Source organism: Gordonia malaquae NBRC 108250 (genome assembly GCF_000344135.1).
GTDB lineage: Bacteria > Actinomycetota > Actinomycetes > Mycobacteriales > Mycobacteriaceae > Gordonia > Gordonia malaquae.
The window spans coordinates 18,866-37,217 of sequence record NZ_BAOP01000025.1 but is presented as its reverse complement, the minus strand read 5'-3'; the positions used below and the strand labels follow the sequence as shown (position 1 = coordinate 37,217).

Here is an 18,352-nt window from a genome sequence, read left to right as displayed (position 1 = left end):
CGTCAGCGCTATGACCGACAGCCGCACCGCCAGAAACCCGGCCGACCTGTCCTCCCGAGAGGCGGCGCGCCAAGCGTCTGCGGCACGGCGAGCGGTCGCCTCTGTCGGTCGCATCTCGCATCCAAGCGGTTTCGGGCACACCGTCCCACAACGTGCAGGCGCGGTCCTCGGCTTCTTCGCGATCGTGTCCCTGCTGTCGGCGGTGATTCCCCCGCTGCACCATGTGCTGCAGGTTCCGCGGACATTCCTCGACGGATACGTCTTTCCGATGCCGGGCGCCAGCCTGGCCTGGACCGTCGCGCTCGGTCTGATGGCGGTGTCGCTCGGACAGCGCAAGCGGATCGCGTGGTGGATCACCGTCGCGTTTCTCACGCTGTACGCGACGGCCAACTTCCTGGTGGTGCTGATCGGCCGCTCCGACCGTCGCTGGCATGACGAATGGGTGCCGTCGCTGATCGGGATGTGCATCGATCTGCTCGCGCTGGGCGTCTTGATCGCGGCGTACCGTCAGTTCACGACGCGGGTTCGACGCGGCGCGATCCTGGCCTCGTTGGGGGTGCTCGTGACGGGCCTGGCGGTCGGCACGGTCGCCGGATGGGGACTGGTCTCGATCGCGCCGGGGACGCTGCAGAGCCACGAGCGGCTGCCGTATGCGTTCAACCACGTCGTCGCGTTCTCGACGTTGGAGATGCGCCGCCTCGGTGATCACCACAGCAACTGGACAGTCAACTGGCTGCTCGGTCTGTTCGGTGCGCTCGCGTTGATCGCAGCCGCCGTTGTGCTGTTCCGCTCGCAACGCCTCGCATCACTGATGACGGCCACCGACGAACGTGTCATCCGGGCACTGCTGGAGACCTACGGCGAGGACGATTCACTCGGCTACTTCTCCACACGTCGCGACAAGGCCGTCGTCTTCTCGGCGGACGGCCGAGCGGCCATCACCTACCGCGTCGAGCTGTCGACGGCGGTTGCAGGCGGCGATCCCATCGGTGATCCCGACTCGTGGCCGGAAGCGATCGCCGAGTACATGGCTCTCGCCGAGAAGTACGGCTGGCATCCCGCAGTTCTCGGCGCGAGCACCGTCGGAGCCAGGGCGTACGAGGAAGCCGGCCTGACCGCCCTCAACATCGGCGACGAGGCCATCCTGTACGTCGCCGACTACTCGCTGTCCGGTCCCGACATGAAGAATGTGCGGAACGCCGTGTCGCGGGCCAAGCGCGCCGGTGTGACCGTCCGAATGCGCCGTATGAAGGATCTCGACTGGCCGGAGATCGGTGAGGTGGTGCGGCGCGCCGACGAGTGGCGCGACACCGAGTCCGAACGCGGCTTCGCCATGGCGTTGAGCCGTGTTGGCGACCCCGACGACGGTGAGTGCCTGCTCGTCGAGGCCGTCGAGAGGGAGGGGACGCCGGACGAGCGGGTGATCGGCATGCTGTCGTTCGTCCCGTGGGGCCGCACAGGTGTGTCGTTGGACCTGATGCGACGCGACCGGAACGGTCCGAACGGCGTCGTCGAGACGATGGTGTCGGAGTTGGCGCGCAACGCCGAGAGCGTCGGCGTCACGCGGATCTCGTTGAACTTCGCCGCGTTCCGCGACTTCTTCGAGAAGGGCGACCAGATCGGCGCCGGACCGGTGATGAAGGCGTCGCACGGCGTTCTCACGTTCTTCTCGCGGTTCTTCCAGATGGAGTCCCTGTACAAGTCGAATGCGAAGTATCGTCCGACGTGGGTTCCGCGGTACCTCTGTTACGAGGACGGCCTGTCGATTCCCCGGGCCGGACTCGCCGCCGTCACGGCGGAGGGCTTCGTCCAACTGCCCGGCCGGAAATGGCGCGATCGCCAATACACGATGGGCGAGCCGTCGGTGCCCGCAGGCGTCGAGGTCGACGAGCTCATCGCGGATCTGCGGCGCTGCGCAGCGGCTGCTGCGACGCCGGTGGTCGTGCGGCCCGAACAGGTCCGGGTGCGCCTGGCGAAACTCGATCAACTCGCCGACCAGGGAGTGGACCCGTATCCGGTGGCGCAGCCGCCGTCGCACACCGTCGCCGCCGCGGTGGCCGAGACGACCGGAACTCGGGTGTCGGTCGCAGGACGAGTCACCCGGCTGAGGGACTTCGGCAGCGTGGTGTTCGCTCGTGTGCACGATTCGTCCGGGGAGATCCAACTCCTCGTCGAACCGGCGAACGTCGACGGCCCCGACTTCGCGTCCACCCTGGATCTCGGGGACCTGATCGGCGCATCCGGTGTCATCGGAGCCAGCCGCAAGGGCGAGCTGTCGTTGATCGTCGACTCGTGGCGTCTCAACGGCAAGTGCCTGCACCCGTTGCCGGACAAATGGAGCGGCCTCACCGATCCCGAGGCGAAGGTGCGTCAGCGGTACCTCGATCTCGCCGTCGACCCCCACGCCCGGAGCCTGCTCGTCACCCGGTCCGTGGTGGTGAAGGCGCTGCGTGATCATCTGTCCGGCGCGGGGTTCCTCGAAGTGGAGACGCCTATCCTTCAACGGGTGCACGGCGGCGCCAACGCCACTCCGTTCCGTACCCACATCAACGCCTACGATCTGGATCTCTACCTGCGGATCGCCCCCGAGCTCTACCTCAAACGATTGTGCGTCGGGGGTATCGAGAAGGTCTTCGAACTGGGACGCAACTTCCGCAACGAGGGCGTCGACTTCTCGCACAACCCGGAGTTCACCAGCCTCGAAGCGTACGCCGCCCATCACGACTACCTGTCGATGATGACGTTGACCCGGGACATGATCGTCGCCGCCGCGACGGCCGCGCACGGCAGCCCGGTGATATACCGGACCGGCGAGGACGGTGTCGTCGACGCGGTCGACGTCTCGGTGCAGTGGCCGGTGAAAACGGTTCACGGTGCGGTGTCGGAGGCGGTCGGTGTCGAGATCACTGCGCAGACCGACATCGCGGAACTCGCCGAACTATGCCGCGGTCTCGACATCGCGTTGCGTCCGGACTGGGACGCGGGGCACATCGTCTTGGAGATGTACGAGCATCTGGTTGAGGAACGGACCGAGTTCCCGACGTTCTACATCGACTTCCCGACGTCCACATCGCCGCTCACCAGGGCGCATCGCAGTGTCGACGGCGTCGCGGAGCGATGGGATCTCGTCGCGTGGGGCGTTGAACTCGGCACCGCGTACACCGAGCTCACCGATCCTGTGGAACAGCGCAGGCGTCTCACCGAGCAGTCGGTGAAGGCGGCGCGCGGCGACGCCGAAGCGATGGAGATCGACGACGACTTCCTCACCGCGCTCGAATACGCCATGCCGCCGACCGGCGGCCTCGGTGTGGGCGTCGACCGCGTCGTCATGATGATCACGGGCACGTCGATCCGCGAATCCCTCGCCTTCCCCCTCGCCAAACCGCAATAAGGGGAGAGCTGGCTGCACGGGTCCCGAGCGAGCGAAGCGAGACGAATGGGTGCTCAAGGAGCAGGGGCGTCGGCGACGAGGTCGAAGTCGGCGCGGCCGAAACGTTGCCCGTTGATCTGAAGTTCGATGGCGTGCGGTCCGGGGTGGTAGCGGCGGGTGGTGATCACCTTGAACGAGTGGCGGCGGTCGACGGTCAGGCTCTCGCCAGCCGCGAGGGACGCGGCGTTCAGCTTGAACACCTTCTCGGTCTGGGTTCCGTTGGCCTTGCGGTGGTGCACCACGTAATCGATCGCGAGTCGAGCGTCGTCGCCGGTGTTGGTGACGGTGGCGGTGAAGCCGATGCTCTCGCCGATTGCGACCGTCTCGTGGGAGAGGTGGACGCCGCCGACCTCTACGCTGACCGCTCCGTAGCCGAGAAGCGCGAGGGCCGCGGGATCTCCGCGCTTCACCAGGGTGCGCAGCGCGTGGCGGACGGTGGCCGGGGTGGTGTCGTCGGGGTCGCCCAGCCATCGCTGCGCAGTCTCGACGACCAACTCGGGCGCGTGGCGACTGATGTCGTTGAGATGGTTGGCGACCGAGCGGCGGACGTAGTCGCTCGGATCTCGGTAGAGGGCGTCGAGGATCGGAACGGCCGATGCGGGGTCGGTGATCACGCCGGGTATCCGCGTTCCCCACGGCAGATACGGGCGAGTCCCCTCGGATGCGAGACGTCGGATGTGTTCGTCGGTCGACGACGTCCATTCCTGCGCGATCGCCAAGCCACGCGCCAGGTCGTGTCGGAGTAGAGCGCGGATCGCGAACTCCGAGGTCAGGCGGCTGGTGAGGGTGGCGAGCATTGCCATCGCGTCGTCGAACGACGCAGTGCGGCCATCTGCCACGGCACGATCGGCGACGGCGCTGGTCACCGGCCACACCATCCAGCCGGTCAGGCGCGGGTCGCGGACCGCGTCGGAGACGACCGATGCCAGCGCCGGGTAGTCGCCTCCGACGGAGTCCAACAGGGCGTCGCGCAGCAGTCCGGACCGCGCTCCTAGAGCGAGGCCGTCGAACTGCTCGGCAGCGGCCGACACGGTGGAGAAGTCGACACCGGGCGCCGCCGTGCGGAACACGTCGTGCAGTTCGTGAGCGACGGATGGTCCGAGGAGTTCGTCAGCTGTGGGCATGGTGTCGAGTGTGCCGGTTGAGCGCGGTCACCGAGTCCGTCGGGTCCGAATCTGATTGGCGAGGAGGGTGACGAACACGACGGTCCCGCCGACTGCCGCCACCCCGAGTGCGACGTCGATTCCTTCGGGGCCGGGATGCGCGACGAGGACTGCGCCGGCGACCGCGCTGCCGATGGCGCCGCCGACGGTGCGGAGCACCTGGTTGAAACTGACCGCGCTTCCGACCTGGGTTGTTGCGACATTGCGCGCGACCAGGGCAGGCATGGCGGCGTACGCGGCACCCATGCCGATGCCGAACAACGCCATTCCGAGGAGAACCTGCCAGAGCAGGTCGCTGGTGAGCCACAACATCACTGCCGCGGCGGCCATCAGGGACGCGCCTGACGGCAGCATCGCGGTCATCCGCGCCGCTCCGAGCCGCCGCACCAGGCGATTGCCGATCAGACTGCCCGCCGACAGCGGCAGCATCACGAATCCCGCCCAGAAGAGAGCCAGTCCGATTCCGTAGCCCGTGGCGGCAGGCGCTTGAGCGATGATGCTGGCGATCGACAGGCTCATGTACAGGGTGGCGCCGAGACCGATGGCCGTCGCGTTCGCCAGCAGCACCTCGGGCGTGCGGATGACGCGCAGGTCGATCAGCGGGTCGGGACTGCGCACTTCGACGGTGGCCCAGCCGGTGAGGGCGGCCGCGGACGCGACGAACATCCCGATGGTTCCCTCTGCGGTCCAGCCCCATGAGGAGCCCTGACTGACACCGGTGAGGAGAGTCGCCAGCCCGACGCCGAGAAGGGCGGCGCCGATGAAGTCGAACTGTCTCCGAGGGCCCTCGTTCGTCGTCGAGGGAACCGATTGCCAGACGATGAGCAGAGCGCTGGCGACGAACACCGCCGCGAACCAGAACGCCGCGCGGTAATCAAGGAGGCTGGCGAGCACTCCGGTCAGCGGGTACCCGACACCGAGGCCCGTGGCGACGGTGACCGACAGAGTGGAGATCGCTGAGTCCACCTGCTCCGGGCGTAGGTGCCGTCGGGCCAGCACGATGGTCACCGGGACCGTCGCGTACGACAGGCCCTGCAGTGCTCGGCCGACGAGGAAGAGGTTGAACGTCGGGGCGAGTGCACAGACGATCGATCCGAGCAGGATGAGGCCGAGGGCGATCAACAGGATGCGTCGGGTGTGGTGACCGTCGCTGAGACGGCCGACGATGGGAGTCGACACCGCCCCGACCAGAAGGTTCACCGTGAGCATCCACTGCGCGGAGCCCACGGAAACGCCCATGTCGTCGGCGATCGAAGGGACGAGGAGCATGCCGAGCGAACTGACGATGGAGGTCGTCATGGCCGCGTAGATCAGCGTCGGAAGCAGCCGGGGAGATGTCGGCGCGATCATCGGACGTCGCCTTCGGCGGGGAACGGGTGGTGCAGCAGAGCGATGGGTTGGGTGGCCAAGCCGCTCGCGGCGACCTGCCCGAACGCGCCGTGGCGATCGAACACGACCGCTGTCGCGGCGGACAGACCGGCGTGCTCCGTGCGGGTGGTCATCGCGAGGCCGACCGAGCCTGCCGACGGTCTCCGTGACAGATGAACGGTCGCGTCCGTGTTGATGAATGCGAGTCCGTCGGGACCGACCGAGGCGATCGCGTTGACGACGTCGGCGACTGCCGCCGTGACGCTGAACGGGCTCGGCGGTTCGCCGTCGACGATCGGGATTGGGAAGTGCCACACGGCTTTGCGCGCGGATGTGTACGGTGACGTTCCTGGTGTCAGCCACCCCCGGCCTTCGTCCCAGTAGAACCGTTCGACGTCGCCGGGTTGGTCGTCACCGTCGGAGTCGGGCGGTGCGACGGCGTCGTCGGCCGGCCAGACTCGGCTGGTCGACTCGCTGGGAGCGGCGAACGCCGCGGTGCCGCGTGCGGTGGCGGATCCGTTCTGTTCGGCGACGACGTCGACGAGGCAGAATCGACGTCCTTCGCGGACGATCGTCGCTGTCACGTCGATGTCCTGCATGCGAGTCGGACGGAAGAGATCGATCGACCATCGGACCGGGATGAGGTCGGTCCGTCCACGGTGTTCGACGGCACGCTCAGCTGTACGGGCGAGCGCTCCGCTGACGGCCATCCCGCGCATGTGGTCAGCTCCCCAGCCGCTCGCCGCTCGTGCTCCCGGGGTGAATCGGGTGTGTGAGTTCGTGTCATCGGCAGAGGTGAAGAACGCAGAGCGAGCGGCCATGGTGGAGCCTCCTCGGGATCGGGTCGAGATCGGGTCTGGTGGACTGAGTCGCGCCGTGCTAGGAATTGTATATTATGCGTAACAACGACGCTCCCTGATGGAAGGACACGCGTGATGGCACTGACCGCAGACGAACAAGACATGGTGGACCTGGTCGCCGACTTCATCGACCAGCGCGTGCGCGGCCGAGTCCGCGAGTTCGACGAACCCGACGTCTACCCGGAGGAGTTCATCGAGGAGATGAAGAAGCTCGGCTTCTTCGGTCTCCTCGTGCCCGCCGAGTACGGCGGCGTCGACGTCAGCACCGCGTGCTTCGCCCGCGTCACCGAAGAGCTGGCTCGCGGCTGGATGAGCCTCGCGGGCGCCGTCGGCGGTCACTCGGTGATCAGCTACCTGATCCGCACGTTCGGGACCGACGAGCAGAAGTCGAAGTACCTGCCGAAGATGGCCGACGGAACGATCCGCGCGACGATGGCGCTCACCGAGCCGGGCGGCGGTTCCGATCTGCAGGGCATGCGCACCTACGCGGCGCCCGGCGAGGACGGCTTCACGCTCAACGGCTCGAAGACGTGGATCTCGAACGCGGCGCACTCGGGCCTGTTCGGGCTGCTGTGCATCACCGACCGCGACGCGTCGCCCGCCCACAAGGGCATGAGTGTGATCTTGGTGGAGCCGGGCGACGGGTTCCTCGTGTCCAAGAAGCTCCCCAAGCTCGGCTACCGCGGCGTCGAAGCCTGTGAGCTCGTGTTCGACAACTTCAAGGTCCCGGCCGAGGCAGTCCTCGGCGGCGAGCCCAACGAGGGCTGGGGCCACATGATGCGCGGCCTCGAAGTGGGCCGCATCCAGGTGGCCTCGCGCGCGCTCGGCGTCGGCCAGGCCGCTCTCGACGCCGCCGTGAAGTACTCGCAGGAACGCGAATCGTTCGGCAAGCCGATCTGGAAGCACCAGAGCGTCGGGAATCTCATCGCCGACATGGCGACCAAGCAGGCCGCCGCCCGGCTGCTGACCGTCGACGCCGCCGAGAAGCTCGACCGCGGCGAGCGCGCCGACATGGAGGCCGGTATGGCGAAGCTGTTCGCGTCGGAGACCGCGATGCAGATCGCACTCGACTCGATCCGCGTCCACGGCGGCTACGGCTACTCCAAGGAGTACGACGTGGAGCGCTACTTCCGCGACGCTCCGCTGATGATCGTCGGCGAAGGCACCAACGAGATCCAGCGCAATGTGATCGCCGCGCAGATGATCGCCCGCAACAAGATCTGAGGACCACGGACATGACCTCTCTCAAGCGCGCGGCGATCGTCGCGCCTCTCCGCACCCCGGTCGGAACATTCGGCGGATCCCTCCGCGACGTGGCAGTCGAAGACCTTGGCGCCGGCATCGTCAACGCCGCCGTGGATCGGTCGGGCGTCGACCCGGAGCGCATCGACGACGTGGTGTTCGCGCAGTCGTACGCCAGCTCGGAGGTCCCGTGTGTCGGCCGGTGGCTGGCACTGAACGCCGGCCTCCCGGTGAGCGTCCCCGGCATGCAGCTCGACCGTCGCTGCGGCGGCGGACTACAGGCTCTGATCACCTCGGCCATGATGGTCCAGACCGGCGGAGCGGACGTCGTCCTCGCGGGCGGCATCGAGTCGATGAGCCGCATCGAGTACTACACGACCACCAACCGGTGGGGTAAGCGTGCCGGCAACAGCGTCCTCTACGACCGCCTCGACCGCGGGCGTGAACGGTCGCAGCCCGAGAGCCGATTCGGCAAGATCTCCGGCATGATCGAGACCGCCGAGAACCTGGCGAAGGACTTCGGTCTGACCCGTGAGGCCGCCGATGAGTTCGCCGTCCGCAGTCACCAGCGGGCCGCTGCGGCATGGGACGCGGGCAAGTTCGACGACGAGGTGGTCCCGGTGTCAGTGCCGCAGCGAAAAGGCGACCCGGTCGTCTTCGCCAAGGACGAGGGCATTCGTGCGTCGTCGACCGTCGAGTCGCTCGGCAAGCTGCGCACCGTGGTCCCCGGCGGCACCGTGACCGCGGGCAACGCCAGCCAGCAGAACGACGCCGCGGCGGCCTGCCTCATCGTCGCCGAGGACAAGCTCGACGAGCTCGGTCTGGAACCGATCGGTTTCATCACCGGCTGGGCGGCCGCCGGATGCGAACCCGATCGCATGGGATTCGGGCCCGTCCCTGCCGTGCAGAAGCTCGCCGCACGGACCGGGAAGACTCCTGTCGAACTCCTCGACTCCCTCGACCTGGTCGAGGTCAACGAGGCGTTCGCGGTGCAGGTCCTCGCAGTCCTCGAGGGCTGGGGCTGGCGCGATCACGACAAGCTCAACGTCAACGGCTCGGGAATCTCTCTCGGCCACCCGATCGGCGCCACCGGCGTACGGATGACTACGACGCTCCTGCACGAGTTGAAGCGCCGCGGTGGCGGCTCGGGCCTGGTGACGATGTGCATCGGCGGCGGGCAGGGACTGGCCGCGACAGTCGAATCCGCGTAGCCCGTGCATAGACTCTCGTATCAGACACGAGGAGAAGGGTGCGGGCGATGACGGCATCGGTGCGGGGAGCCGCGGGCGTCCGGAAGCAGCAGCTTTCGGAGGACGTCGCCGTTTACGTGCGCGAGCTGATCCTGTCGGGCCAGGTGAAGCCGGGCACGTTCCTGCGGACCGAGCATCTCGCCGAGGCCATCGGCGTCAGCAACACCCCGGTCCGCGAAGGGCTGCACATGGTGGCGGGCGACGGGTTCGTGAAGCTTGTTCCCCGTCGCGGATTCGTGGTGGCCGAGGTGACTCGCCGTGACGTGCGCGACATGTTCTGGATCCAAGCGTCGCTCGCCGGTGAACTGGCCCGCCGTGCCGCGCAGGAGATCTCGGAGGAGAAGCTCGCCGAACTCGATGAGTTGCTCGCCGAGTACATGCGAGCAGCCGAACGCGACGACAGCGACACTGTCGTCGAACTCGGCCATCAATTCCATCGTTTGGTGAACCTGTCGGCCGACTCGCCGCGCATGACGTTGATGCTCGGAAGCCTCGTGAAGCAACTCCCGAACCGCTTCTATCACGACATCGAGGGGCATGACGAGGACTCTTTGGAGGCGCACCCGAAGATCCTCGCGGCCCTCCATGCCCGCGACGGCGACACCGCCGCTGCGGTCATGCAGGACCACATCATGTCCGGCGCGGACGAACTCGTAGCCTTCCTTGAACAACAAGGCATGTGGGACGAGGCCTGACGCCGTCAGCCCCTCAGCCCGTCGAGCGCAGTCGAGACGCCCCCGTTCTGATGCCCGGGTTTCGGCGATCTCGGCCCAGCGGCGTCCTTGACGGGAGGCTCAGTCGACGATCGTCACCAGGGTCTCGGCGATGCATGACGGCTTCGTGGCGCCGTCGACAATGACCGTGTATCGGGCGGTGACCGTCGACGAACCCGGCTTGGATGCCACGTCGACGAGCTCAACGGTCGCGGTCAGCGCGGAGCCGGACGGGACGGGCGCGGGGAAGCGGACCTTGTTGGCGCCGTAGTTGATTCGCGCCGAACCGAAGTCGAATGCGATGAGGTCGGCCCCGAACAGCGGCAGCAGCGAGAGGGTCAGGTAACCGTGCGCGATAGTGGTCCCGTACGGGCCGTCCTTCGCTCGCTGCGGGTCGACGTGGATCCACTGGTGATCGCCGCTAGCCTCGGCGAACAGATCGATTCGCTTCTGATCGACGATGATCGGGGCGCTAGGCCCGATGGGCTCGCCGATCGCCGCGCGGACCTCGTCGAGGCTTGTGAAAGTACGTGTCATAGTCATCTCGATTCACGGGTATCTGGTCGAGGGGTCAGAAGGTCAGGTCGATGCTGGTGTGGGGGCCGGCGTCGAGGCCACGGGGGCCGATGAGCGCGATCGAGGCACCGTCGTCGGAGGGGCGCAGCCAGGCCTCCTGTCCGCAGAAGAGCGGGGCCGAGTTGCGGTGATCGATCGCGGCGACCGGACGTCCGCCGGACAGACGATGGGTCTCGGCGAGCGCGAGGGACATCAACGGACCGTGGACGACCAGGCCGGGGTAGCCCTCGACGCCGGTCACATACGGCCAGTCGTAATGGATGCGGTGCGCGTTCGCGGTGGCCGCGGAGAATCGCATGAGCAGCGTCGGGTCGGTCCGGAAGTCGAACCCGGCGTCGTCGCGGGCGACGAACGGAGCTCCGGCGGGAACCAATGCCGCTGCGGGCGCCGGTGACGGGACGTCGCCCGAGACGGCGGCGCCTTCGCGGTAGATGAGGTTCTGCGTCTCGACCACGGCGGGCTCGCCCGCTGGCGTGTGGAGCGTGGTCACCACTGTCACGACAACCAGCTTTCCGCTGCGTCCGTTCTTCTCGACGACGGAGTCGACTCGCGACTCGCGCCGTGTCAGATCGCCGACGCGAAGGGGTGCGAGGAACTCGACACGTCCGCCTGCGAACATGCGTCGCGGCAGGTCGACCGGCGGGAGGAACGACCCGCGGAACGGGTGTCCGTCCACACTGATCTGTGACGACGCCGCCCACCGGGGGAGTGCGACCCAATGCCACAGAGGCGGGAGTTCGTCGCCGACCGCCGGTCCCGGAAGGCCGTCGTCGAACAGGGTCGCCAGCGCAGTGACCGGCGCCGGGTCGATGTATTCGTCGGTGACGACCGTGTGCGGTTCCCAGTCGGTCATCACATGTACCGTCCGCCGGTCACTTCCAGAACGGTGCCCGTCATGTACGACGACAGGTCCGATGCGAGGAAGACCGCGACGCCGGCGATCTCGCTCGGCTCGCCCGCGCGGTCCATCGGGATCTCAGCCATCTTGGCGTCCCAGATCTTCTGCGGCATCGCTTCGGTCATCGCGGTGCGGATCAGTCCCGGCTGGATGCAGTTCACGCGCACACCGAGGTAGCCCACCTCTTTGGCCGCAGCCTTCGAGAGTCCGACGATGCCTGCCTTGGCGGCGGAGTAGTTGGTCTGGCCTGCCAGGCCGACCTTGCCGGAGATGGACGAGAGGTTGATGATCGAGCCGGTCTTGCGCTCGCGCATGTGGGCCGCAGCCAGACGCGTGCCGTGCCACACTCCCTTGAGGTGCACGTCGATGACCTGGTCGAACTGGTCTTCGGTCATCTTCCGCATGGTCGCGTCGCGAGTGATGCCCGCGTTGTTGATCATCACGTCGACGGCGCCGAACGCCTCGATCGCGGCGTCGAGCAGTGCTTGCACGTCGTCGCCGGAGGTCACGTTGCAGGCGACGCCGCGGGCGACGGACTCGTCTCCGAGAGTGGCGGCAGCGGCGGCGACCTGCTCGCCGTTCAAGTCACCCAGCACCACGCGGGCGCCCTCGGCGACGAACTTCTCGGCGATCGCGAGTCCGATGCCCTGTGCGGCACCGGTGATGACGGCGGTCTTTCCTTGGAGCAGTGCAGACATTGTTGGCTTCTTTCTAGTCAGGGTCAGATTCGGGCGAGGATGGCGTGTGCGCGATCGACGACGGGTTTGTCGACCATCTCGCCGTCGACCTGGGCGACAGCGCCGCTCGAGGCCTCGACGATGCGACGTGCCCAACCGATCTGAGCCTCAGTCGGGCGCAGCGCCGCTGCGGCAGGCCGCAGTTGACGCGGATGAATGCACAGCTTTCCGGCGAAACCGAGACGCCGTGCGTACGTGGTGTCGGCAATGATCCGATCAGGCTCGTCGATCGCCGCGGTGACCCCGTCGATCGGTCCGGGCAGACCCGCCGCGGCAGAGGCGAGGACCAGCGCGCCGCGCGTGGGGAGCAGCGCCTCGGTGTCCGTGGGGTCGACGCCCAGTTCGGCGGCCAGGTCGAACGTGCCCACTGCGAGTCGAACCACGCCGGGCACGGAGGCGATGGCGGGGGCGTTGAGAACGCCGCGCGCGGTCTCGATCAAGGCGATCACGTTGCCGCCGATGCCCGCCAGCACCGCGGGGTCCTCGGCCTTGGGGATCATGATCGTGACGTCTTTCGCGGAGAGGGCGTCGAGGTCGGCACGGAACCATCGAGTGTCGGCGGAGTTGATGCGCACCGCGCACGGGCGGTGGGCGGCCCAAGCGGCCACGTTCGCCCTGGCGGCGTCCTTGGCGTCCGCCGACACCGCGTCCTCCAAGTCGAGGACCACCAGATCCGCGCCTGCCGCGGCGGCCTTGTCGAACCGGTCGGGGCGGTCGCCGGGGACGAACAGCAGTGTCGAGGCGGTGGCGGCGCTCATCCCTTGGCCGCCTTCTTGGCCTGGCGCACGAGGCCGCCTCCGATGATGAGCCGCTGGATCTCGCTGGTGCCCTCGTACAGCCGCAGGAGGCGGACGTCCCGGTAGATGCGCTCGACCGTCATTTCGCGCATGTAGCCGCTGCCGCCGTGGATCTGGACGGCCTTGTCGGCCACCTGACCGACCATCTCGGTGCAGAACACCTTCGCGACCGACGGCGAGATGCGCCGGTCCTCGCCCGACACGTACTTCGCGGCGGCGTCGCGGACCAGTGCGCGTCCGGCCATGATCCCGGTCTGCATGTCGGCCAGGTGGGCTTGGACCAGCTGGAAGTCGCCGATGGGAGTGCCCCCCTGGGTGGTGACGGCGGCGTGCCGGAGAGACTCGTCGAGTGCGCGCTGCGCGGACCCGACGGACAGCGCGGCGATGTGCACGCGACCCCGCGCGAGGGATGTCATGGCGGCCTTGTAGCCGGAGTCGACGTCGCCGCCGACGAGCGCTGAGGCGGGGACACGGACGCCGTCGTAGTGGACGTCCGATGTCCACGCGCCCTGCTGGCCCATCTTCTCGTCATGCTCGGCGACGGTGACGCCGGGTGTGTCGGTGGGGATGAGGAAGGCGCCGATGCCGGGGCCGTTCTCGTCGGCCGGACGGACTCGCGCGAACGTGACCAAGAGGTTCGACAGTGCGGCGTTGGTGATGAAGCACTTGGCTCCGTCGATCACCCAGTCCCCGTCGTCCTGCTGCACTGCCTTGGTTCGCAGGCCCGCCGGGTTGGAGCCCGCGCCCGGCTCGGTGAGTGCGAACGATGCGACGACGTCGCCCGACGCGATGCCTTCGAGCCACTGGCCCTTCTGCTCGTCGGTGCCGAAGTTCACCAGTACCTGGCCTGCGATGCCGTTGTTGGTGCCGAACATCGACCGCAGCGCAAGTGCCGTGTAGCCGAACTCCATCGCGAGTTCGACGTCCTGCGTGAGGTCGAGCCCGAGGCCGCCCCACTCCTGCGGGATCGCGTAGCCGAAGAGGCCGATGTCCTTCGCTGCCTGCCGGATGTCGTCGGGGATGGCGTCGGTGTCGGCGATCTCGCGCTCACGCGGCACCACGCGGGTACGAATGAACTCGTGGACGGCGTCCTTGATCTGCGCGAAGTCCTCAGAACTGACTTGTGACATGAATGCCTCCCTTGGCATCGGCGTGTGATGATGTACAACTCGAGATGCTACGCATAATATACAATCTAAGGAACGAACGCTATAGCCCGACCGAGGAGACGTACACATGCCCACACCGACCACACTCCCGCTCAGCGGCGTGCGCATCATCGAATTCGCGTCGTTCGTCGCAGGGCCGAGTGCAGGCAAGGCCCTCGCCCAGATGGGCGCAGAGGTGATTCGAGTCGACCCGATGGGCGGCAACGCCGACGTCAAACGGTGGCCGTTGTCCGATAGGACCGGTGAGAGCCTCTACTGGAACTCCCTCAATCGTGGGAAACGATCAGTGATGCTCGACGTCCGCAGCGACGTGGGGCGCGACCTGCTGCTCGGCCTCGCCACCGCTCCCGGCACCGACGCGGGCATCGTCATCGACAACGCTGTCGGCCGCCCGTGGTTCTCCTATGAGGCGCTCGCCGCCCGCCGGGAGGATGTGATCGCGGTCCGCGTGCAGGGGCGTGCCGACGGCCGACCGGCCGTCGATTACACGGTGAACGGCGCCGCAGGCGTCGCCGACATGACCGGCCCCGCGTACACGGACGCGCCGACGAACCACGTGCTGCCCGGTTGGGACTTCCTGTGCGGTCAGCAGGTGGCGACGGCGGTGCTCGCCGCGCTGCGTCGCCGGGACAAGACCGGGCATGGCGCCAACGTGGAGATCGCGCTCGCCGACACGGCGACCGCCGCCGTGGCCGACCTCGGCTGGTTCACCGAAGCCGCCGAACGCGGGGACCGTGCCCGCCACGGAAATCACCTCTACGGCAGCTTCGGTGTCGACTTCGCCACCGCCGACGGCGACCGCGTGATGATCGTCGCGCTCACCCCGAGGCAGTGGGCGTCGATCGGGATCGCGACCGGCACCACCGAGGTGTTCGCCGCCTTGGCGGCCTCGCTCGAAGCCGACTTCACGACCGATGAGGGCAGGTACGCACATCGCGGCGTCATCGAGGCGGTCCTGACCCCGTGGTTCGCGCAGCATTCGACGGTTGACGTGCACACTGCGCTCTCGGATGCGGGCGTGTTGTGGGGACCGTACCGCTCCGCGTCGGTCGTCGCAGCCGACTTCGAAGCCGACGCCGGGATCGACCCGGTTCTCGTCGGAGTCGACCAGCCGGGCATCGGCGACGTCATCTCGTCGAGTTCGCCCATGCGGTTCGACGGCGAGTACTCCGGCAGCGTCCCCGCCGTCGCTCTCGGCTCGGACACGGCAGTGGTGCTCGGTGACGTCCTCGGTCTCGACACCGCCGAACTCGACCGCCTCCGCGCTGCGGGTGTCATCGTCTGAGTACTCGGCACCACTATGCCTTGAATCGCATGCATTGGTAGGGGTGAAGCGCTCGGGCGGAGGGCGAAGACAAGCTATGCTTGTGAATCAAGGCATAGGAGGTCGTATGGCGCGTCCGCGGAACACCAACCCGGCATCGCGGCTCGCTATGCATGAGAATGCAGGCATAGCGATGGTTGTCGCCGAACGTCGACGTGCACTCGGGTTGACGCAGGAGATGCTCGCCGACCTCGCCGATGTCTCACGCTCGACCGTCCAAGCGCTGGAATACGGCAGCCCGTCGGTCCGCCTGGGTGCACTGACCGCTGTGGCGGACGTCCTGGGGCTCGCGGTCGATGTCAGGCCCAAAGGCGACGGTCGATGACCGCCGCAGCGGATCTTCGCGCGGTCGACCGCGCCGATGTGTACGTAGGCGACCGCCTCACCGCGGCCCTGACTCGGGACGGAAAAGGGGTGACGACCCTCGACTATCGCGATCCGATTCCAACGGGTCGTACGGGAGGGATCGCATGGTCGCTCCCCGGTCCGGACTCGCCGTTCGAGGTCGGAGGAGACGCCCTGCCTGCCTTCTTCGCCGGTCTGCTCCCAGAGGGCGTCCGCCTGGGCGTCGCACTGACTGCGACGAAGACGTCGGCAGACGACCACTTCACGCTACTGCTCTCTGTGGGGAGTGACACTGTCGGAGACGTACGAGTGGTCCCCGAGGGGTGCGAGCCCCGTATTCGCCCACCGATGGTCACGGACATGGTGACGGACTTGCGCGAGGTGTTCCGGGAGTTCACCTCGTCGTTCGAATCCGACGCCGTCGCGATGGCCGGCGTGCAGCCGAAGGTGAGTGCGTCGATGTGGAGCACGCCGACGGTCACCGATCGAGGGCCCGCGATCCTCAAACTCTCCCCTCCGTCAGGCTTTCCGAAGCTTGTCGAGAACGAGCACTTCTTCATGCGGATGGCCGCGGCCTGCGGAATCACCGCGGCTTCGACGACGATCGTCGAGGACGAGTCGGGAGTGACGGGCCTCCTGGTGGCGGCCGACGCCCGCATACGACCTCCTCACCACCCAGCCTTACTTGAAGTGGCGCGATCCGATGGCGATGAATCTCTACGGTCGCGCGAACCGGCTGAAGCGTTCGGACTTCATCGACGCCGGAGAGCGGCTCGGTGTCGGTGCGCGCCCGATGCGGCGGATGATCGACGAGGTGTGTGACGTGAGCACAACGTGGATTCCGCGCTGCGCCGAGATCGGGTTCGCCGACCGTGACACCGAGCGACTCATCGCGTTGCTCACTGCGCGGGCCGAATCGTTGACGGGCAGTTGAAAGGTCCGTCAGATCGCGACCATCCTCGCGGCCGGTAGCGTCGTCCGGTCGAACGCTCGTCCTCGTTGTCGAGAGCCCGGCTATCCTCATTCCAAGACACGACACGAGGGAGCCGCCGGTGGGGCAGTCACGGAGAGCGATCGCGACGGCGGGACTGCTCCTCGCGCTCCCGTTGTTGGCTACCGCGTGCACGGAGGCCGGCCACCCGGTCCCCGGATCACCGACAGATCTGACCGAGATGCTGCTGAGCACGCGGTGGCACAGTGTCGAGACGTTCGGCGGAGATCTGGACATCACGTTCGTGGCAGGTGGGGACTTCCACTACGTCAATTCGCCGAGCGGGGTCAACCCAGACAGCACGCCGGGCAACGAGTCGTGGGCGCTCTCGAACGGGCGCCTCACGGTGTGCTTCAACGACTGCTACGCGAAGTTCGACGGCCAGTGGAACGGAATCGCGTTCGTCGGACGCAAGTCCAACCTCACTCGCCGCACCTGGGACGTCACGCTGAGTCCGGTGGACGCGGCGAGTTGATCATTTCGCTGTCGTGACGTGCGTCTGATGACGAAGCGGTTGCCGGAGCGAGGGTCTCACGTCACTGGGTGCAGAATCCCGGGCCGCGTGGCCCTCGCTTCGTCGGTGAATCGGTGGCCCCAGAAGCTGGGCCTGGCGTAGGTCCGGGCCGTCCAGCTGAGGTCGTCGACGACGAGGCCGCCGTACCCGAGTTCGATCTAGGAGTGGCGGTGCGCCGCTGGACGACGTGGCAACCCCGAGTCGGGAACGGATATCTCGATGCGCCGAGATCGGGTTCTCGGACGAGAACACCGGCCGACTAGCCGTGATGCTGTCCTATCGTGCCGAGACGCTGGTGTCCGATTGAACTGTCCCGCATGTGCTTCGCGAAATGTGCACCACAGAAGAGGTGCGAGAGCCTATAGGGGCTCGTAGGCCCGCTCAGGTGCACATTTCGCGGTGATCGGCCGATGAGCGGCGAGACATCACATATGACTCGCCGGTAACAACGCCTAGACTCGAGGCCATGACCTCGCTGAACTTCACCCCGACCGCAGACCTCGTCGACGAGATCGGCGCCGATGTGCGCAGTTGTGACACGCAGTTCACCCAGTACGGCGGCAACCGCGAGTTCGTCGGCACCGTGACGACTGTGCGCTGCTTCCAGGACAACGCACTGCTCAAGTCGATCCTGTCGGAGCCCAACGAGGGCGGCGTGCTCGTCATCGACGGCGACGCATCGGTGCACACCGCTCTGGTGGGCGACATCATCGCCGAGCTCGGCCGGTCGAACGGCTGGGTCGGCATCATCGCGAACGGCGCGATCCGTGACGCCAAGACCATCGGCGGCATGGCGATCGGCGTCAAGGCGCTCGGCACCAACCCCCGCAAGTCGACCAAGACGGGCGCGGGCGAACGGGACGTGCCCGTGGAACTGGGCGGCGTCACCTTCACGCCCGGCGACATCGCCTACTCCGACGACGACGGCATCGTCCTCGTCGCGCAAGGCCTCTGAGCGGTCACCCGAACCTCATC

The 18,352-nt window shown here is 67.3% G+C and carries 16 protein-coding genes and 2 pseudogenes; 10 read left to right on the top strand and 8 right to left on the bottom strand.

The annotated features are described in order from the left end of the window. Positions 1–10: 10 nt before the first annotated feature. Positions 11–3,391: a bifunctional lysylphosphatidylglycerol synthetase/lysine--tRNA ligase LysX gene (gene lysX, locus GM1_RS15690; protein ID WP_008380393.1), complete on the top strand. Its 3,381-nt coding sequence runs from the start codon at positions 11–13 to the stop codon at positions 3,389–3,391. A 53-nt stretch (positions 3,392–3,444) separates the two neighbouring features. Here the strand turns inward: lysX and GM1_RS15685 are convergent, their stop codons facing one another. Genes GM1_RS15685 through GM1_RS15675 form a run of 3 tightly spaced genes read right to left on the bottom strand, consistent with a single transcriptional unit; the run spans position 3,445 to position 6,782 of the window. Beyond that, positions 3,445–4,554, bottom strand: coding sequence for a DNA alkylation repair protein (locus GM1_RS15685; RefSeq protein ID WP_008380391.1), 1,110 nt, complete (start codon positions 4,552–4,554; stop codon positions 3,445–3,447). Positions 4,555–4,581: 27 nt separating this feature from the next. Then, complete coding sequence (locus GM1_RS15680; RefSeq protein WP_008380389.1) at positions 4,582–5,943, bottom strand: MFS transporter; 1,362 nt, start codon at positions 5,941–5,943, stop codon at positions 4,582–4,584. Beyond that, on the bottom strand, positions 5,940–6,782 hold the full coding sequence (locus tag GM1_RS15675; RefSeq protein ID WP_008380387.1) for an acyl-CoA thioesterase domain-containing protein: 843 nt from the start codon (positions 6,780–6,782) through the stop codon (positions 5,940–5,942). Before GM1_RS15675 ends, GM1_RS15680 begins: the two co-directional genes overlap by 4 nt. Positions 6,783–6,896: 114 nt before the next feature. Between GM1_RS15675 and GM1_RS15670 the strand changes: the two genes are divergently transcribed. Genes GM1_RS15670 through GM1_RS15660 form a run of 3 tightly spaced genes read left to right on the top strand, consistent with a single transcriptional unit; the run spans position 6,897 to position 10,008 of the window. Then, entirely contained in the window at positions 6,897–8,045 is a 1,149-nt protein-coding gene (locus GM1_RS15670) for an acyl-CoA dehydrogenase family protein (protein ID WP_008380386.1), read from the top strand. 11 nt (positions 8,046–8,056) lie between these two features. Next, entirely contained in the window at positions 8,057–9,274 is a 1,218-nt protein-coding gene (locus GM1_RS15665; RefSeq protein ID WP_008380384.1) for an acetyl-CoA C-acetyltransferase, read from the top strand. 47 nt (positions 9,275–9,321) lie between these two features. After that, positions 9,322–10,008 carry a GntR family transcriptional regulator gene (locus tag GM1_RS15660; protein ID WP_008380382.1) on the top strand — a complete coding sequence of 229 codons (687 nt, stop codon included), beginning with the start codon at positions 9,322–9,324 and terminating at the stop codon, positions 10,006–10,008. A 99-nt stretch (positions 10,009–10,107) separates the two neighbouring features. On the opposite strand, the gene GM1_RS15655 is transcribed toward GM1_RS15660, so the two are convergent. From GM1_RS15655 to GM1_RS15635, 5 genes are read right to left on the bottom strand one after another with little or no spacing between them, the layout of a single operon-like run. Beyond that, the gene (locus tag GM1_RS15655; protein WP_008380380.1) at positions 10,108–10,563 is read right to left on the bottom strand and encodes a MaoC family dehydratase; all 456 of its coding nucleotides are present in this window, start codon (positions 10,561–10,563) and stop codon (positions 10,108–10,110) included. 34 nt (positions 10,564–10,597) lie between these two features. Continuing rightward, entirely contained in the window at positions 10,598–11,455 is an 858-nt protein-coding gene (locus GM1_RS15650) for an HTD2 family dehydratase (protein WP_008380379.1), read from the bottom strand. Beyond that, entirely contained in the window at positions 11,455–12,198 is a 744-nt protein-coding gene (gene fabG, locus GM1_RS15645; RefSeq protein ID WP_008380377.1) for a 3-oxoacyl-ACP reductase FabG, read from the bottom strand. Before fabG ends, GM1_RS15650 begins: the two co-directional genes overlap by 1 nt. Positions 12,199–12,221: 23 nt before the next feature. Continuing rightward, positions 12,222–12,995, bottom strand: a complete 774-nt coding sequence (locus tag GM1_RS15640; protein WP_008380376.1) for an HpcH/HpaI aldolase/citrate lyase family protein — start codon at positions 12,993–12,995, stop codon at positions 12,222–12,224. Continuing rightward, complete coding sequence (locus tag GM1_RS15635) at positions 12,992–14,164, bottom strand: acyl-CoA dehydrogenase family protein (protein ID WP_008380374.1); 1,173 nt, start codon at positions 14,162–14,164, stop codon at positions 12,992–12,994. The genes GM1_RS15640 and GM1_RS15635 overlap by 4 nt, the downstream gene beginning before the upstream one ends. A 106-nt stretch (positions 14,165–14,270) precedes the next feature. Here GM1_RS15635 and GM1_RS15630 point away from each other — a divergent pair, with 106 nt between their 5' ends. The 6 genes and pseudogenes from GM1_RS15630 (at position 14,271) to rraA (ending at position 18,332) form a co-directional block, all read left to right on the top strand. Next, complete coding sequence (locus GM1_RS15630; RefSeq protein WP_008380373.1) at positions 14,271–15,488, top strand: CoA transferase; 1,218 nt, start codon at positions 14,271–14,273, stop codon at positions 15,486–15,488. Positions 15,489–15,594: 106 nt separating this feature from the next. Beyond that, positions 15,595–15,852, top strand: coding sequence for a helix-turn-helix domain-containing protein (locus tag GM1_RS15625; RefSeq protein ID WP_008380371.1), 258 nt, complete (start codon positions 15,595–15,597; stop codon positions 15,850–15,852). After that, a pseudogene (locus GM1_RS23220) lies at positions 15,849–16,433 on the top strand (HipA N-terminal domain-containing protein); the annotation flags it as partial. The gene GM1_RS15625 and the pseudogene GM1_RS23220, both read left to right, overlap by 4 nt. 124 nt (positions 16,434–16,557) lie before the next feature. Next, a pseudogene (locus GM1_RS23280) lies at positions 16,558–16,644 on the top strand (hypothetical protein); the annotation flags it as partial. A 280-nt stretch (positions 16,645–16,924) separates the two neighbouring features. Beyond that, complete coding sequence (locus tag GM1_RS15615; protein WP_008380366.1) at positions 16,925–17,338, top strand: hypothetical protein; 414 nt, start codon at positions 16,925–16,927, stop codon at positions 17,336–17,338. Between the two features lie 505 nt (positions 17,339–17,843). Beyond that, a complete protein-coding gene (rraA, locus tag GM1_RS15610) occupies positions 17,844–18,332 on the top strand; it encodes a ribonuclease E activity regulator RraA (RefSeq protein ID WP_008380364.1) in 489 nt (162 codons plus the stop codon). The last annotated feature ends 20 nt before the right edge of the window (positions 18,333–18,352 follow it).

Bases quoted from the DNA above. Each gene is read 5' to 3' on its own strand.
- lysX (WP_008380393.1), top strand. From the start codon at position 11: ATGACCGACAGCCGCACCGCCAGAAACCCGGCCGACCTGTCCTCCCGA.
- GM1_RS15685 (WP_008380391.1), bottom strand. From the start codon at position 4,554: ATGCCCACAGCTGACGAACTCCTCGGACCATCCGTCGCTCACGAACTG.
- GM1_RS15680 (WP_008380389.1), bottom strand. From the start codon at position 5,943: ATGATCGCGCCGACATCTCCCCGGCTGCTTCCGACGCTGATCTACGCG.
- GM1_RS15675 (WP_008380387.1), bottom strand. From the start codon at position 6,782: ATGGCCGCTCGCTCTGCGTTCTTCACCTCTGCCGATGACACGAACTCA.
- GM1_RS15670 (WP_008380386.1), top strand. From the start codon at position 6,897: ATGGCACTGACCGCAGACGAACAAGACATGGTGGACCTGGTCGCCGAC.
- GM1_RS15665 (WP_008380384.1), top strand. From the start codon at position 8,057: ATGACCTCTCTCAAGCGCGCGGCGATCGTCGCGCCTCTCCGCACCCCG.
- GM1_RS15660 (WP_008380382.1), top strand. From the start codon at position 9,322: ATGACGGCATCGGTGCGGGGAGCCGCGGGCGTCCGGAAGCAGCAGCTT.
- GM1_RS15655 (WP_008380380.1), bottom strand. From the start codon at position 10,563: ATGACACGTACTTTCACAAGCCTCGACGAGGTCCGCGCGGCGATCGGC.
- GM1_RS15650 (WP_008380379.1), bottom strand. From the start codon at position 11,455: ATGACCGACTGGGAACCGCACACGGTCGTCACCGACGAATACATCGAC.
- fabG (WP_008380377.1), bottom strand. From the start codon at position 12,198: ATGTCTGCACTGCTCCAAGGAAAGACCGCCGTCATCACCGGTGCCGCA.
- GM1_RS15640 (WP_008380376.1), bottom strand. From the start codon at position 12,995: ATGAGCGCCGCCACCGCCTCGACACTGCTGTTCGTCCCCGGCGACCGC.
- GM1_RS15635 (WP_008380374.1), bottom strand. From the start codon at position 14,164: ATGTCACAAGTCAGTTCTGAGGACTTCGCGCAGATCAAGGACGCCGTC.
- GM1_RS15630 (WP_008380373.1), top strand. From the start codon at position 14,271: ATGCCCACACCGACCACACTCCCGCTCAGCGGCGTGCGCATCATCGAA.
- GM1_RS15625 (WP_008380371.1), top strand. From the start codon at position 15,595: ATGGCGCGTCCGCGGAACACCAACCCGGCATCGCGGCTCGCTATGCAT.
- rraA (WP_008380364.1), top strand. From the start codon at position 17,844: ATGACCTCGCTGAACTTCACCCCGACCGCAGACCTCGTCGACGAGATC.